This window comes from Rheinheimera sp., from assembly GCF_036782235.1.
Taxonomy (GTDB): Bacteria; Pseudomonadota; Gammaproteobacteria; order Enterobacterales; family Alteromonadaceae; genus Pararheinheimera.
Genome location: NZ_DAIPZL010000010.1, coordinates 1 through 14,685 on the forward strand (window position 1 = coordinate 1; position 14,685 = coordinate 14,685).

The 14,685-nt window shown below is 49.5% G+C and carries 14 protein-coding genes; 13 read left to right on the forward strand and 1 reads right to left on the reverse strand.

Going from position 1 to position 14,685, the window contains the following annotated elements:
* The first annotated feature begins 222 nt into the window (after positions 1–222).
* The 3 genes from V7P87_RS11655 to V7P87_RS11665 all read left to right on the forward strand — a co-directional run bounded on the left by V7P87_RS11655 (position 223) and on the right by V7P87_RS11665 (position 3,254).
* On the forward strand, positions 223–726 hold the full coding sequence (locus V7P87_RS11655) for a DUF4442 domain-containing protein (RefSeq protein ID WP_333797586.1): 504 nt from the start codon (positions 223–225) through the stop codon (positions 724–726).
* 170 nt (positions 727–896) lie between these two features.
* Complete coding sequence (locus V7P87_RS11660; protein ID WP_333797587.1) at positions 897–3,026, forward strand: putative bifunctional diguanylate cyclase/phosphodiesterase; 2,130 nt, start codon at positions 897–899, stop codon at positions 3,024–3,026.
* A gap of 24 nt (positions 3,027–3,050) precedes the next feature.
* The gene (locus tag V7P87_RS11665; protein ID WP_333797588.1) at positions 3,051–3,254 is read left to right on the forward strand and encodes a DUF1289 domain-containing protein; all 204 of its coding nucleotides are present in this window, start codon (positions 3,051–3,053) and stop codon (positions 3,252–3,254) included.
* Here the strand turns inward: V7P87_RS11665 and queG are convergent.
* Positions 3,227–4,378: a tRNA epoxyqueuosine(34) reductase QueG gene (gene queG / locus V7P87_RS11670; RefSeq protein WP_333797589.1), complete on the reverse strand. Its 1,152-nt coding sequence runs from the start codon at positions 4,376–4,378 to the stop codon at positions 3,227–3,229. The two genes, V7P87_RS11665 and queG, sit on opposite strands and share 28 nt — an antisense overlap.
* A 246-nt stretch (positions 4,379–4,624) precedes the next feature.
* Between queG and tsaE the strand changes: the two genes are divergently transcribed.
* The 10 genes from tsaE to V7P87_RS11720 all read left to right on the forward strand — a co-directional run bounded on the left by tsaE (position 4,625) and on the right by V7P87_RS11720 (position 14,526).
* On the forward strand, positions 4,625–5,107 hold the full coding sequence (gene tsaE / locus V7P87_RS11675) for a tRNA (adenosine(37)-N6)-threonylcarbamoyltransferase complex ATPase subunit type 1 TsaE (protein WP_333797590.1): 483 nt from the start codon (positions 4,625–4,627) through the stop codon (positions 5,105–5,107).
* On the forward strand, positions 5,101–6,564 hold the full coding sequence (locus tag V7P87_RS11680; RefSeq protein WP_333797591.1) for an N-acetylmuramoyl-L-alanine amidase: 1,464 nt from the start codon (positions 5,101–5,103) through the stop codon (positions 6,562–6,564). Before tsaE ends, V7P87_RS11680 begins: the two co-directional genes overlap by 7 nt.
* Positions 6,564–8,417 carry a DNA mismatch repair endonuclease MutL gene (mutL, locus tag V7P87_RS11685; RefSeq protein ID WP_333797592.1) on the forward strand — a complete coding sequence of 618 codons (1,854 nt, stop codon included), beginning with the start codon at positions 6,564–6,566 and terminating at the stop codon, positions 8,415–8,417. The genes V7P87_RS11680 and mutL overlap by 1 nt, the downstream gene beginning before the upstream one ends.
* A complete protein-coding gene (gene miaA, locus V7P87_RS11690) occupies positions 8,414–9,334 on the forward strand; it encodes a tRNA (adenosine(37)-N6)-dimethylallyltransferase MiaA (protein ID WP_333797593.1) in 921 nt (306 codons plus the stop codon). Before mutL ends, miaA begins: the two co-directional genes overlap by 4 nt.
* Before the next feature lie 93 nt (positions 9,335–9,427).
* Positions 9,428–9,685, forward strand: a complete 258-nt coding sequence (gene hfq / locus V7P87_RS11695; RefSeq protein WP_260658239.1) for an RNA chaperone Hfq — start codon at positions 9,428–9,430, stop codon at positions 9,683–9,685.
* An 18-nt stretch (positions 9,686–9,703) separates the two neighbouring features.
* Positions 9,704–10,981: a ribosome rescue GTPase HflX gene (gene hflX, locus V7P87_RS11700; RefSeq protein ID WP_333797594.1), complete on the forward strand. Its 1,278-nt coding sequence runs from the start codon at positions 9,704–9,706 to the stop codon at positions 10,979–10,981.
* A 55-nt stretch (positions 10,982–11,036) separates the two neighbouring features.
* Positions 11,037–12,182 carry an FtsH protease activity modulator HflK gene (gene hflK / locus V7P87_RS11705; RefSeq protein WP_333797595.1) on the forward strand — a complete coding sequence of 382 codons (1,146 nt, stop codon included), beginning with the start codon at positions 11,037–11,039 and terminating at the stop codon, positions 12,180–12,182.
* Positions 12,183–12,185: 3 nt separating this feature from the next.
* Entirely contained in the window at positions 12,186–13,064 is an 879-nt protein-coding gene (hflC, locus tag V7P87_RS11710; RefSeq protein ID WP_333797596.1) for a protease modulator HflC, read from the forward strand.
* Between the two features lie 104 nt (positions 13,065–13,168).
* Positions 13,169–14,344, forward strand: a complete 1,176-nt coding sequence (locus V7P87_RS11715; protein ID WP_333797597.1) for an aminotransferase class V-fold PLP-dependent enzyme — start codon at positions 13,169–13,171, stop codon at positions 14,342–14,344.
* Positions 14,344–14,526: a DUF2065 domain-containing protein gene (locus V7P87_RS11720; protein WP_296296139.1), complete on the forward strand. Its 183-nt coding sequence runs from the start codon at positions 14,344–14,346 to the stop codon at positions 14,524–14,526. Before V7P87_RS11715 ends, V7P87_RS11720 begins: the two co-directional genes overlap by 1 nt.
* The last annotated feature ends 159 nt before the right edge of the window (positions 14,527–14,685 follow it).

Here is a 14,685-nt window from a genome sequence, read left to right on the forward strand (position 1 = left end):
AGCGCTACCTTGCCAAGGTCGAGGTCACGAGTTCGAATCTCGTTGCCCGCTCCAATTTTCTGTCATCTCTGACAGCTACCCAGTCAAATTTAATTTAAAACCAAGCAATTCATGCTGTGGCTGGTTATTTCCTTTGTTTATGGTTTTAGCTGGGTAGCTTCGCTTGTTATTTCAAAGCGCAACTGCTAATTTCTACGCATGATCAAAACAGGTTAGACCAGTATGGAAGCCAATAACAAACTCAGCCGCCTTGTCACCAAAGTCAGCACTGCGCCGGCGTTTTTACAATCATTTTTATTATCCCAATTGTTCGGACGCGCCGTAAAATTTGCCGGTACCGCCGGTATTCAGATCCAGCAGCTGAATTTTCAGCAAGCGCGTTTAGTGCAGAAAAACCGCCGTAAAGTGCAAAACCATATAGGTTCAGTACATGCCGCTGCTATGGCGTTATTGGGTGAATCCGCCACTGGTTTTCTGGTGGGCATGCATGTGCCGGACGACAGACTGCCACTGTTAAAATCTATGCATCTGGATTATGTCAAAAGAGCCACGGGGCAACTGACGGCCATCGCCAGCCTGACTCCTGAGCAAATTGCGAACATTCGCAATCAGGAAAAAGGCGAAGTAAAAGTGCAGGTGCAGTTGTTGGATGAAGTTGGCGTTGAACCTGTGCTGGCTCAATTTGTCTGGGCCTGGGTTCCGAAAAAACGATCTGCATCAAACTAAGGCGGATTTTCCAAAACACAGAGGTAGCCAAGAACCCGAACCCCTGTTAGAGTTCTGCGGACGCTAAATTCCGGGCTACCGATTTGAATTCCGCACCAGTCTCAATATTACAAAATACTGCTGAACCATATCACAGCAACTTTTTTATCAGACACCCCAGAACTGTTACTGTGCTGGTGTTTTTGTTGCTGTCGGCGCTTGCTGTGGCCATGTTGTGGCAAGAGCGCGCCAAATATATTGAATCACAGCGTTATCAGCTGCTACAAACCCTGACCAATTATGCTTCTGAACTCGAAGGCGTAGTGAACAGTGGGGTTGTGGCGCTCGATTCAATCCGCAGTGAACTGGTATTAAACCCACAAATAGATTTAACCAGCCTGGACGCCCGGGTATCGTTACTGCTGCACAATTACCCGCATTTTCGCCATATTGCTGTGGCGCCTGATTTAGTGATCCGTTATGTCTATCCGTTGCCAGGCAATGAAGCCATTATCGGCGTGGATTATCGCAATATTCCCAATCAGCTTGCTGCTATTGAAAAAACACTGGCGCTGTCCAAGCCGGTAGTGGCGGGGCCGGTAAACTTATTACAGGGTGGTTCGGGTCTGGTGGTGCGGGTGCCGGTGCTACTTAATGATCAGGGGGTCTGGGGCGTCATAGCTGCCATTATGCCGCTGGAGCCGCTGCTGGAGCGGGTGCGGCTGCCCGGTTTACGACAAAATTATTATGTTGCGTTGTCAGGCCGGGACGGCGAAGACAATCCGGGTCAGTTGTTCTGGGGGGATCAGCAGCTGTTGAGCATCGACCAGGTCAAAGTGGATATCAAGTTACCTGTTGGCCGTTGGCAGTTGCATGCGGCTCCCAAAGAGTCTGCCGCCTGGCTGGTGGGTTCTTTGCAGTGGATGACGCCGCTGGCGCTGGCGCTGATAGTGATCCTCTGTTGTGCTTTATTGTTGCTGCTGCGAATGGCACGCGAGCGTGAACATGCCCTTTACACTATTGCCTTTCAGGCTACCTACGACCCGCTGACAAATCTGCCAAACCGTGCAGTTTTTACCGAGCAGTTGTCACGGATGATCAAACAGGCACAAAGCAGCCAAAGCAGTCTGAGTCTGATGTGTATTGACCTGGATGAATTTAAACAAGTCAACGAAAGTCTGGGCCATTTGGTGGGGGATAAATTGCTGCGAGCTGTGGCCGAGCGGTTAAAGCTGTTGGTCACTGAGCAGGATCTGTTGGCGCGCCTTGGCGGTGATGAATTTGTGATTGTCAGTCAGCTGAGCAGCGCACCCGAACAAACCGAGCTGATGGCAGAGCGGCTGGTGCAAGAGCTGGCAAAACCGGTGCAGGTCGGGGAAAAGTCGCTGGCGGTCAGTGCCAGTGTGGGTATTGCCATGTATCCGCATGACGGCATGAGCCACAGCGATCTGCTTAAACATGCCGACCGCGCTATGTATGCCGCCAAACAGCTGGGCCGTAATACCTACCATTTTTACGATGCCGCTATGCAAAAAGAAGCAGACCGTTTTGTGCATCTGCATAACGAAATTATGAACGGTATTGCGCAGCAGCAGTTTTTCCTGGTGTACCAGCCGATTTATTGCCTGAAAAGCCGCAGCTTTAATAAATGTGAAGCACTGGTGCGCTGGCAACATCCGGAGCGCGGGCTGATTTCGCCCCTGGAGTTTATCAGTGTGGCAGAGCGCACCGGCGCTATCCGGCCGTTGGGACAATGGATTCTGCAACAGGCGCTTCGGGATATGCAAAGCTTTAAACAGCAAGGCTTGTCGCTGCAAATGTCCATTAACCGCAGCAGTCAGGAGTTTAACGTGCATCATGTGGCCGATGAATGGCTGCAGATGATCAATGACGCCGGAGTCAACAGTTGCGATCTTATTTTTGAAATTACTGAATCCCTGTTTATGGACAGGATTTCAGTGCAGCAAAACAATATTCTGAAACTACATCAGCAAGGGCTGCAGCTGGCCATCGACGACTTTGGCACAGGGTATTCGGCGCTGAACTATCTGAGCCGTTACCCGGTCAACCTGATTAAGATTGATAAAAGTTTTGTAACTGATGTGGCAGTGGCCGACAAAGCAAGGTCGCTGGCGGCGGTGCTTATCAATATGGCAAAAGTGCTGGATGTGCAGGTGGTGGCGGAAGGGGTTGAAACCCGGGCTCAGCTGGCGGTGCTCAGTGAACTTGGTTGTGATTTTATTCAGGGTTATTTTTTCTCCAAACCACTGCGGGCAGAGGATTTGGTTCGTTTTATTAAAACGCCGTCGTTGCCAGGTTAAGCTGTGCACCCGGAAGGAGGGGGGATGATCCCCGCACCTTGTAAAAGAAACTGTTGCCTGAATGAAGCCGACGTTTGTATGGGCTGTGGCCGCACTTTAACTGAAATTACCGGCTGGCATCAGGCAAGTTCTGAGCAGAAACAACAAATTCTGCAAAAGGCGGCAGAACGCATGCTGGCACAGTCTGAGTTTCCTCTGTTTCAGGCGTCCCGTGGCAAGCCAAGCTGAATAATGCGGATCAGCCGCTGCTGCTGACGGTTTTCTTTTTGGAGTTGCTGCTGTTTTTGCTGTTGCTGGGTCAAAGCCCACTGCAGATGTTCCCGCACCAACGCATCTGGATGTTGTTGCTGTGCAATTAATAAATCCAGAATTTCGTCGCTAAAAGGTGCATTGCCCAGTGCCACCGCCAGATTACGTTGCCAGCGCTGATAGCCAATACGCCGGATGGCTGAACCTTCAGTCATCTTTAAAAAAGTGGTTTCATCCCATAAAAATAAACTGAGCAAACTCTGATCACGCCACTGCGGACGACGCTGAAAATCTGTTTCTTTGCCAAGCGGTGCCTGACGGTTTACCGGGCATACCAGCTGACAATCGTCACAACCGTAAATCCGGTTGCCAATCAATGGGCGTAGCTCTTGCGGGATAGCTTCTTTGAGTTCAATGGTGAGATAACTGATACAACGGCGGGCGTCCACCACATAAGGCGAAACAATAGCACCTGTCGGGCACATGGTGATACAGGCGACACATTGGCCACAGTCCTGTTTAATTGGTTCATCCACAGGTAAGGGTAAGGACACCAGCAGTTCGCCCAAAAAAAACCAGGAACCCGCTTGCGGGTTTAATAACAAACTGTGTTTGCCAATCCAGCCAAGGCCGGCTTTGGCCGCCAATGGCCGCTCCAGCACCGGGGCTGAATCAACAAAAGGCCGGTAGCCATAAGCACCAACGTGCTGCTCGATTTTTTCGCCAAGCTGCTTTAAACGCTGGCGGATTAGTTTGTGGTAATCACGCCCCAGCGCATAACGGCTGATATAGGCTTGGTACGGATCACTCAGATTGGTGGCAAAACCAGCCTCGGCTGGCAGATAGTCCAGCCGCACCGAAATGACCCTTAAAGTGCCGGGTTGCAGTTCAGCCGGCCGTGCTCTTTTCATGCCGTGCTCGGCCATGTAATACATTTCACCGTGCATGCCGGCGTCCAGCCACTGCTGTAACTTGGGCTCTTCCGAAGTTAAGTTGGTGTCACAGATCCCCACCTGCGAAAAACCAAGCTCCAGCGCCCAGCTTTTGATTTGGCTGGTCAGTCTGGCCCAGTCGGTTTGGGAGAACGAGTTGGGATTGGACATTTTATACTCCGCTGCTGCACTTTGCTGCTTTTCCTCGGGCTGCTTTTCCCTTGGGCTGGCTTTGCCTGCAGCAAGGTCGCAGATGTTAACACAAGGGCAGGACTTTGACGCTAATCAGGCAAATCTGTTGGTATTCAAGGTGGTTCTGATCTGATGAATTTGATAGCATAAGCAGCATAGTTTTAAGCGCAGCCTTTTGGGTTGGTTTAAGCACCATAAAAAAGTTTTTTTCATTTAGGGATTGGCATGGCCGACGCGCATTACCAACTGACATTGCACGATGAAACACAAACCGCATTATTAGCAACAAAACTGGCGCAAGCCTGTGCTGGTGGTGGTGTGATTTATTTGCAGGGCGGGTTAGGCGCCGGTAAAACCACCTTTAGCCGCAGTTTGTTACAGGCGCTTGGTCATCAGGGGAATGTTAAAAGTCCAACCTACACCCTGGTTGAACCCTATCAGCTGCCAGCCCTTGAAGCTTATCATTTTGATTTATACCGTTTGCACGACCCGGAAGAGCTGGAATTTATGGGGGTGCGTGATTATTTTGCTGCCGGCAATTTATGTCTGGTGGAGTGGCCTGAGCGTGGCGCTCCTTTATTGCCGGTGCCGGATTTAACCCTGATGCTGGAAGCCACAGACGCTCAGAGCCGTATTGCCCGCTTGACAGCAACTACGGCATTAGGGCAACAGATGCTCAGTGCATTACAAGGAACTACAACATGCTGAGATTGTTGTGGTGCTGCATTCTGAGTCTGATGTTAGTGCCGGCTTTTGCCACCGAAAGAATTGAAAGTGTGCGGATTTGGCCATCACCCGACAGTACCCGTGTGGTGTTTGATCTGACTGGCAAAGCACAATACCGGCTGTTAAGTCAGAATCGGCAAACGGTTGAGCTTGAAATCGCCAATATTCAAAGTCCTTCGTTAGGCAAAATGTCGGGCGAATCTGAGCTGGTTAAAGACATTAAAGTGAAAAGACTACCGGGCAATCGTGGTATTTTGCTGCAGGTGGAACTGAGTAGAGCGGCGCGCGAAAAGGCTTTTACGTTGCCACCTTCTGACCGTTATGGTCACAGACTGGTGCTGGATTTGGCTGATGTGCAGGCCGAACAGGCTGCCGCTGTACCACCCCCACCCAGAAGTCAAAGAGCCGGTGGCCGTGACATTGTGATTGCAATTGACGCAGGCCACGGTGGTCATGATCCAGGTGCTGTGGGCCCTAAAGGCACCTATGAAAAACATGTCACTATGGCAGTGTCAGAAAAACTGCAGGCGCTGATTAACAAAGAACCCGGTTTTAAAGCGGTATTAACCCGTACCTCAGACTATTACATTTACCCCAGCAAAAGGCCGGATCTGGCCCGAAATAAACAAGCCGATTTATTAGTTTCTGTGCATGCTGATGCTGTAACCAACCGAAACGCCCATGGTGCTTCGGTGTGGGTATTATCGCTGCGCCGTGCTACCACTGAAGTAGGCCGGATGCTGGAACAAACCGAACAACACTCCGAACTTCTGGGTGGGGTGGCTGAAGTGATTAAAGACTCGGCCAACGAACGTTATCTGGCGCAGACAGTGCTGGATTTGTCGATGAACCATTCGATGACCACTGGTTTCGAAGTTGCCAAAAGAGTGCTGGCTGAGATGGGCCAGGTGACTCATTTGCATAAAAAAGAGCCGCAGGCGGCCAGTCTAGGTGTGTTAAAAGCGCCGGACATTCCCTCTATTCTGGTGGAAACCGGTTATATCTCCAATCCAACCGAAGAGCAGAAATTAAAATCGGCATCACACCAGCAAAAATTAGCCAATGCAATTTTCCGGGCATTAAAACAACATTTTACTGACACCCCTCCGGCGGACTCCTGGCTGGCACAGCGTCAGGGCGCTGCCCCTGTCAACAGAGCGGCGACACAAAATACAACAAGCAGAGTGGCCAACACCGCTTCTACGCCAGGTACAGCCAGTCAGCAGCCTGTTATGCAGCCAAGGCCTGCACCTGTGATTGCAGGCCCAAGGGTCGCAACTTCTGCTGCCACTGGCCCTTCAGTGCATACGGTCAAACGTGGTGAAACTTTATCTGGCCTCGCCAAGCAATACGGCTTGCCGATGTCGGTGCTGCGTAGTCACAACAAGCTCAAAAGCGACAATATTCAGGTCGGTCAGGTTCTCAGGATCCCTAACTAATGCCCATTCAGGTGTTATCGCCGCAGTTGGCTAACCAAATTGCCGCTGGTGAAGTGGTGGAAAGACCCGCTTCGGTGGTCAAAGAACTGGTGGAAAACAGCCTAGATGCCAGTGCCAGCAGTATCAGCATCGACATTGAAAAAGGTGGCAGTAAGCTTATCCGTATCCGCGACAATGGTTGTGGTATTGCCAAAGACGAGCTGACGCTGGCGCTTTGTCGCCATGCCACCAGCAAAATCAGCGAGCTCTGTGATTTAGAGCAGATTGTCAGCCTCGGCTTTCGGGGGGAAGCGCTGGCCAGTATCAGCTCAGTGTCCCGTCTGACCCTCACTTCCAGACCTGAAACCCAGGACAGTGCCTGGCAAGCCATGGCCGAGGGCCGGGATATGCAGGTGCAATTAAGACCTGCCGCCCATCCTGTCGGGACTTCGATTGAAGTGCTGGATTTATTTTTTAATACACCGGCCAGACGGCGATTTTTACGCTCAGACAAAACTGAGTTCAGCCACATCGACGAGCTGGTAAAACGTCTGGCATTGAGCCGTTTTGATGTCAGCTGGCAGCTTAGCCACAATGGTCAATCGGTCCGTATGCTCAAAGCCGTGACTGATCAGCAGGGGAAAGAAAAACGGCTGGCACAGCTATGTGGCCGCAATTTTATTGAACAGAGTTTGTTTGTTGAAAGTCGCTACGAGCAGATGTATTTGTGGGGCTGGGTGCAACTTCCGCATGCCTGTCAGGCGCAGCCGGCCTGTCAGTACAGTTATGTAAACGGCCGTATGATGCGCGACAAATTGCTCAATCATGCCATCCGTCAGGCTTATGGCGATACGCTGGCGCCCGGTGTACAACCTGCTTTTGTATTGTATCTGGAGCTTGATCCTCTGCAGGTGGATGTCAACGTGCACCCCGCCAAACACGAAGTACGGTTTCATCAGGCGCGCTTGGTGCATGATTTTGTCGTCAGTGCTTTGGCGCAGGTTTGTGATCAGCCGGTGTTATGGCCTGAGATTGCTGAAAAGACTGAGCCTACTCAGGCTTCGCCTTTTCAAGCGGACGCTGAACATGCTTACCATCAGACTTCAGCAGCTGGGCACACGACACCCCGGCCAGCATCAGTTTACAGTGCGCAGCAACACAGGTCAGGCTCAGCCTCAGCCAATGGCCAATCAGGGTATAAAGCTGCAAACCGGTCTTCTGCCATGATGCCCGCAGGCGGCGGTTGGCCTGTCAAAGCTAGTATTTTTCCTCCGGCAGCTCAGGTGGCTGAACAGCCCCAGCCTCAGTCGTTCAGCACAGCTCAGTTTGAAGTGAAAAGGTCCGAGCAGAACCACAGTACATTGCAGAGCAGTACCGTATTGCCCTGGCTGGATGCAGGTCAGGGGTTTGCTGTAACCAACCTGGATGGCAGCTTGTTATTGGTGGATGTGGCGGCAACACTGGCACCGCTTTGGTGCCTGCAACCCCCGCCTTCAGCAGCTCTGTTATTGCCGCTTCGGCTGCAAGTGTCGGCGGCGGAAAAAACACTGTTAATGCAACAGGCGCAAGTGCTGGCGGCTTTAGGTTTTGATTTGTTGCTAAATAATCAGGTGCTGATAGTACGGGCCGTGCCTGGGCTGTTAAAAAGCAGTGATATCAGTCAGTGGTTACCGATATGGTGGCAATCCTGGCCCGTACAGGCTAGCAGCACTGATTTAATTCGGTTATTGCTTGAAATTGGACTAAAGCAGCATTGGTTTTTCTTGCCTGTGTTTTTAAACTATTTTGCAGCGCAGTTGTCTGACCCGACCTGCTGGCGCGCGACAGCGCTGGATATCACTGTCAGCGCAGCTCTATTGAGGTCAGACAAATGACAATGCCGGTAATTTTTTTAATGGGCCCGACAGCATCAGGTAAAACTGCGCTGGCTTTTGATTTAGTGCGAGAACTGAATGCCGAAATTATCAGTGTCGACAGTGCGCTGATTTACCGTGGTATGGATATAGGCACAGCAAAGCCAACTGCACAGGAGCTGGCCATAGCGCCGCACCGGTTGATTGATATACTCGACCCGGCACAGGCCTATTCGGCGGCAGATTTTCGTACCGATGCACTTGCGCATATTGCCGATATCCAGCAACAGGGCAAAGTACCGCTGCTGGTTGGCGGTACCATGTTGTATTTTAAGGCCTTATTGGAAGGTATTTCGCCTTTACCCGAGGCAGACCCCGAAATTCGGGCAGAACTGGAACAAAGAGCAGCTGTTGAAGGCTGGCAAGCTTTGCATCAGCAATTGGCGGAAGTTGATCCGGTGTCGGCAGCGCGTATTCATCCGAATGATCCACAACGGATTAACAGGGCGCTGGAGGTGTATCTGGTCAGTGGTCGCAGCCTGACGGACTGGACAACAGAAAAAGGTGACGCTTTTCCTTATCCGGTGCAACAGTTTGCTATAGCACCAACAGACAGAGCAGTGTTGCATCAGCGCATTGAAATGCGGTTTATGCAAATGCTGGCACAGGGTTTTGAGCAGGAAGTGCAAAAACTTAAACTACGCAATGATTTACATGCAGATTTACCATCAATGCGTTGTGTGGGTTACCGTCAGATGTGGGATTATCTGGACGGGCTAGTGAGTTATGACGAGATGGTGTATCGTGGTGTTGCCGCAACAAGGCAGCTGGCAAAACGGCAATTAACCTGGCTGCGTAGTTGGCAGGAATTAAACTGGCTGAAAAGCGAAGTTAGTCCTGAGGAAAACTTGCAAGCTGTTTTATCTTCGCTACGCTAGATAAGCGAAGAAAAAAATCGTTATTTAACGACTTGAAAATAATATAATAATCCATATATCAAGAATCAGAACTAAGAAAAAGGAAAGCGGCACATGGCAAAGGGCCAATCTTTACAAGACCCATTTTTAAACACCTTACGACGGGAACGTATTCCAGTTTCTATTTATCTGGTGAATGGGATCAAATTACAGGGACAAATTGAGTCTTTTGACCAGTTTGTCATTTTGTTAAAAAACACTGTTAGTCAGATGGTTTACAAACACGCAATTTCTACCGTAGTTCCGGCGCGCGCTGTGAACACCATGGCAAGCCATGGTGCCGGCAGCGGTGATATGGACGAAATAGAATAATACACAGGACTTTTACGCTTGTTTGACCCTGAATCTATGGCTGAGCAAGCGATCCTTGTGCATGTTTATTTTCCGCAAGAAAGCGCTTGTGAAGATCTGCACGAACTACAAATGTTGGTGTCCTCAGCTGGTGTCCACGAGTTGGCGGTGTTTAGTTGCAACCGTTCAACAGTGGACGCGCGTTTATTTGTAGGTACCGGCAAAGCGCAGGAAATTGCGGCTGCAGTTGCGGCTCATGAAGCTTCTGTGGTGATTTTTAATCACAGCTTGTCGCCGGCGCAAACCCGCAATCTGGAACGGCTGTTTCAATGCCGTGTCATCGACCGAACCACCCTTATTCTGGATATTTTTGCGCAGCGTGCCCGCAGTTACGAAGGTAAATTGCAGGTTGAACTGGCGCAGCTCAAACATCTGGCCTCCCGTCTTATCCGTGGTTTTGACAATGAAAGGCAAAAAGGCGGTATCGGCTTAAGGGGCCCGGGTGAAACTCAGCTTGAAACAGATCGGCGTTTGCTGCGCGACCGTATAAGCGCACTGCACCAGAAACTGGAAAAAGTGGGTAAGCAGCGTGAGCAGGGCCGAAAAGCCAGACAAAGAGCTGAAATACCGGTGATTTCGTTAGTGGGTTATACCAACGCTGGTAAATCCACCTTGTTTAACCGGCTGACCAGTGCAGATGTGTATGCAGCGGATCAATTATTTGCCACATTGGATCCAACACTGCGGCAAGTAAAGCTGGCCGATTTTGGGCAGTTGATTTTTGCCGACACAGTCGGGTTTATCCGGCATTTGCCGCACGATCTGGTGGCAGCATTTAAATCAACATTACAGGAAAGCCGCGAGGCCGATTTACAGTTGCATGTGGTGGATTTGGCAGACCCGAGAATGGCCGACAATATTCATCAGGTGCAGCAGGTATTACATGAAATTGAGGCTGATGGTCTGCCGCAATTACTGGTGTATAACAAAATTGATTTGGTCGGTCAGGGCCCGCGTATTGAATACAACGAACAGGGTGTGGCTGTGGCTGTGTATCTGTCGGCGCAGCATAACCTTGGCATCGACTTGTTATTTCAGGCCATTATCAGTTTGTTATCCGACAGTTATCTCAGATTGCAGCTGGCATTGCCGCCTGAAGCCAGTGCATGGCGCGCCCGCTTTCATGAGATGGGCGCTGTGCAGCAAGAACAATTTGATGAAAGCGGAGTTTGTCAGCTGAAGTTAGCACTGGCAAAACCGCAATGGACAAGATTACTTAAGCAAAGCGATGGTTTGTTGCAAAATTTTCTGGTCTGAACCGGACTTTTTGATACATTAACCTTAACTCTCAAAAAGCAGAACGGAGTGAAGTATGGCTTGGAATGAGCCGGGCAATAACGGCAAAAACAATGATCCCTGGAACCAGGGTGGTCGTAATCAGGGCCCGCCTGATATGGATGAAGTGTTCCGCAATCTGAGCAAAAAGCTCGGCGGTGTCTTCGGTGGTAATAAAGGCGGTTCAGCCGGTGATAACAGTGGTGGCTCAGCCGTACTGGTATTGTTACTGGTGGTGGCGCTGCTTGGCTGGTTATTCAGCGGTATTTACACCATTAAAGAATCTGAGCGGGGCGTTATTTTACGTTTTGGCCAATATCACGCCGAAGTGAATCCGGGTATTAACTGGAAACCCACTTTTATCGATAAAGTATTACCTGTTGATATCAGCACTGTACAGGCATTAAAAACTGATGGTTTTATGCTGACTCAGGATCAAAACCTGGTCCGGGTGACTTTTGAAGTGCAATACCGTGTTGCTGACCCACGTTTATACAAATTTGCGGTAGTCGACCCGGACGCCAGTCTGCGTCAGGCAACAGATGCAGCATTACGTTATGTGGTTGGTCATTCTATGATGGACGACGTGCTGACCAAAGGCCGTGAAGTGATCCGTCAGAACACCAGGGTTGAACTGGAATCTATTATCAAACCTTACAACTTGGGTTTGGAAATTGTTGATGTGAACTTCCGTGATGCTCGTCCGCCGGAGGAAGTAAAAGCGGCCTTTGATGACGCTATTGCTGCTCAGGAAGACGAACAACGTTTTATTCAGGAAGCCCAGGCTTATGCCCGAGCCATTGAACCTGAAGCCCGTGGTCGGGTAAACCGTGTGATGCAGGAAGCAGAAGCTTATAAACAACAGTCGCAGTTAAAAGCCCAGGGTGAAGTGGCCCGCTTTGAAAAACTGCTACCAGAATATATTGCATCCCCTCAGGTTACCCGTGAACGTCTGTACCTGGAAACTATGGAACAGGTCTACGGCAATACGTCAAAAGTTCTGGTTGACGTGAAAAACGGCAACAACATTATGTATTTACCATTGGATAAAATGTTAAACCAGAATGGTTCTGCTGCAAAAACGGCGGCGCCTGAACAACGTTTAACATTACCGGAGCCGCGCAGTACCGACAGCCGCATTGACACACCGCGTACTGACAGCAACCGTGCAGGAAGGGGTTAATCAATGAAAAACTTTATGTTAGCTCTGCTGGCGCTGATTGCCATCGTTGTTTACTCCTCTGTGTTTGTGGTGCAGGAAGGTGAACGCGGTATTGTGTTCCAGTTCAGTAAAATTCAGCGTGACGATGCAGGTGCTGTGGTGGTGTTTGAACCTGGCCTGCATTTTAAGCTGCCGCTGGTTGAAAAAGTTGTGACTCTGGATGCCAAAGTGCAAACGCTGGACGATCCGGCGGACCGTTTTGTTACCGCAGAGAAAAAAGATTTATTAGTCGATAGTTATGTCAAATGGCGTATCAAAGACTTTGGCCAATATTTTTTAAGAACCGGTGGTCGCACTGATAGAGCTGAAAATCTTTTAAAACAGTATGTTAACAACGGTTTGCGTACAGAATTCGGTTCCAGAACTATTCAGCAAATCGTCTCAGGTGAGCGCACTGAACTGATGACCAAAGCTCTGGCTCAGGCAGGTAAAGCTTCTGCTGAGTTGGGGATTGAGATTCTGGATGTGCGGGTGAAAAAAATTAACCTGCCGGATGAAATCAGCAGCAACATTTTCCAGCGGATGCGTGCTGAACGGACCGCAGTGGCCAAAGAGCACCGTGCCCGTGGTATGGAGCAGGCAGAAATTATCCGTGCAGATGTGGACGCCCGTGTGACTGTGATGGTGGCAGAAGCAGAGCGTAATTCACGCACCACCCGTGGTGAAGGTGACGCTCTGGCGGCAAAAGTTTATGCTGAAGCTTATAACAAAAACGCTGAATTTTTCAGTTTTGTCAGAAGCTTAGAAGCCTATAACCGTAGCTTTAACAGCAAATCTGATGTGCTGGTGGTTCAGCCAGACAGTGATTTCTTCCAGTATATGAAGTCACAACAGAAAAACTGAGACTGAGCTCAAAACAAAGGCGCCTGAGGGCGCCTTTTTTGTTATAAAAAGCAGAGGTTGCTAAAAAAGCCTTAGCGAAATACAGCCGGTGAGCGGAGCAGGACATGAGTTTTAAAAAATATTACCAGGGGTTTTTAACCGCCAATGCCAAAGTGCAGCACTTTGCCTGCCATTCCCATCATTATTGGCCAGATGTTACCCGGGCTGCCGCTTTGCAATATTGGGACGATAGTGCCCGGCTGGTTGATGACAAGTGGGACTATATCTTTGGCGAAAAAGTCCCCAAAGTGCAAAAGCAGATCGCTGGCATTTTACAGCTGCAAAAGCCTGGGCAGCTGGTGTTTGCCCCTAACACTCATGAATTGTTATTCCGGTTATTAAGTTGTTTTGACTGGAACAAACCGGTCAGAATTTTAACCACCGACAGCGAGTTTCATAGTTTCAGCCGGCAAATTAAACGTCTGGCAGAACTACCCCAGATTGAACTGGTGCAGGTGCAAACCCTGCCTTTTGCCGATTTTCCCACACGTTTTGCTGAAGCTGCAAAGAAGCTGCAACCAGATTTAGTATTTTGCAGTCAGGTATTTTTTAACTCAGGTTTGGCTATCGCTGATTTGACCGCTTTTGTGACGTCGATAGCTGCAGTTTGCCAGGCCACTATTGCCATTGATGGTTATCATGGTTTTATGGCCTTGCCAACCAATCTCAGCGAGCTCGAAGGGCGGATTTTTTATCTGGCGGGTTCGTACAAATATGCCCAGGGTGGTGAGGGCTGTTGTTTTATGCTGGTACCGCAAAACAATGGGTTGCGCCCGCTTTACACCGGCTGGTTTGCCGAGTTTGGCACTTTAGCCGCAGCTAAAACCAGTCAGGTGCAATACAGCAAAGACGGTTATCAGTTTGCCGGCGCCACGATGGATTTTTCGGCTTTGTACCGGCTCGAAGCTGTGCTGGATTTATATCAATCCGAAGGCATCAGCGTGGCAAAGGTGCATCAGCATGTGCAGCAGTTACAACAGGCTTTTTTAGCAGAGTTAAAAGCACAACAACATCCGTTATTAAACGAACAAAAGCTGCTTTGTGCTGAGTTGCAAAACCACGGACATTTTTTCACTTTTATGCTGGATGATGCGGCGAAAGTGGCTGAGTTATCGGCTTATTTAAAACAACATGGCATTCATACGGACTACCGGGGCGACAGACTGCGTTTTGGTTTTGCACTTTATCATGATGCCAGCGATTATGATTTATCTTGTCTGAGCCTGCGAAGAGGTGAGTGATGGACATTTTCTGGCAATCAATAGCGCTGGTGTTGTTGCTTGAAGGCATAGGCCCTTTGTTGTTCCCAAATAAATGGCGTTGGTATTTGCGTAAACTCAGTGAAGAGCCGGTGTCAGGTTTGCGTCAGGTAGGTGCCGTGCTCTGTGGTATGGCCGGGGTGATTTACCTGTTTTTAGTCTGAAAGCAAAGAAGTTTAGACGTCTTTTAGTAAAAATATCCTGTGAATCTTGAATGAATTCAACCAGCTGAAAAATCAGCTGGTTTTTTTTTGCCCTTGCGGCTGAACTTTGCGTTTTATTTTGGTAGAATCCCCGCCTAATTTTTTTCCATGATGTAGGAA

What these genes read in the sequence shown, in the direction of transcription:
- V7P87_RS11655 (WP_333797586.1), top strand. Translation starts at nt 223, where the DNA reads ATGGAAGCCAATAACAAACTCAGCCGCCTTGTCACCAAAGTCAGCACT.
- V7P87_RS11665 (WP_333797588.1), top strand. Translation starts at nt 3,051, where the DNA reads ATGATCCCCGCACCTTGTAAAAGAAACTGTTGCCTGAATGAAGCCGAC.
- queG (WP_333797589.1), bottom strand. Translation starts at nt 4,378, where the DNA reads ATGTCCAATCCCAACTCGTTCTCCCAAACCGACTGGGCCAGACTGACC.
- tsaE (WP_333797590.1), top strand. Translation starts at nt 4,625, where the DNA reads ATGGCCGACGCGCATTACCAACTGACATTGCACGATGAAACACAAACC.
- V7P87_RS11680 (WP_333797591.1), top strand. Translation starts at nt 5,101, where the DNA reads ATGCTGAGATTGTTGTGGTGCTGCATTCTGAGTCTGATGTTAGTGCCG.
- mutL (WP_333797592.1), top strand. Translation starts at nt 6,564, where the DNA reads ATGCCCATTCAGGTGTTATCGCCGCAGTTGGCTAACCAAATTGCCGCT.
- miaA (WP_333797593.1), top strand. Translation starts at nt 8,414, where the DNA reads ATGACAATGCCGGTAATTTTTTTAATGGGCCCGACAGCATCAGGTAAA.
- hfq (WP_260658239.1), top strand. Translation starts at nt 9,428, where the DNA reads ATGGCAAAGGGCCAATCTTTACAAGACCCATTTTTAAACACCTTACGA.
- hflK (WP_333797595.1), top strand. Translation starts at nt 11,037, where the DNA reads ATGGCTTGGAATGAGCCGGGCAATAACGGCAAAAACAATGATCCCTGG.
- hflC (WP_333797596.1), top strand. Translation starts at nt 12,186, where the DNA reads ATGAAAAACTTTATGTTAGCTCTGCTGGCGCTGATTGCCATCGTTGTT.
- V7P87_RS11715 (WP_333797597.1), top strand. Translation starts at nt 13,169, where the DNA reads ATGAGTTTTAAAAAATATTACCAGGGGTTTTTAACCGCCAATGCCAAA.
- V7P87_RS11720 (WP_296296139.1), top strand. Translation starts at nt 14,344, where the DNA reads ATGGACATTTTCTGGCAATCAATAGCGCTGGTGTTGTTGCTTGAAGGC.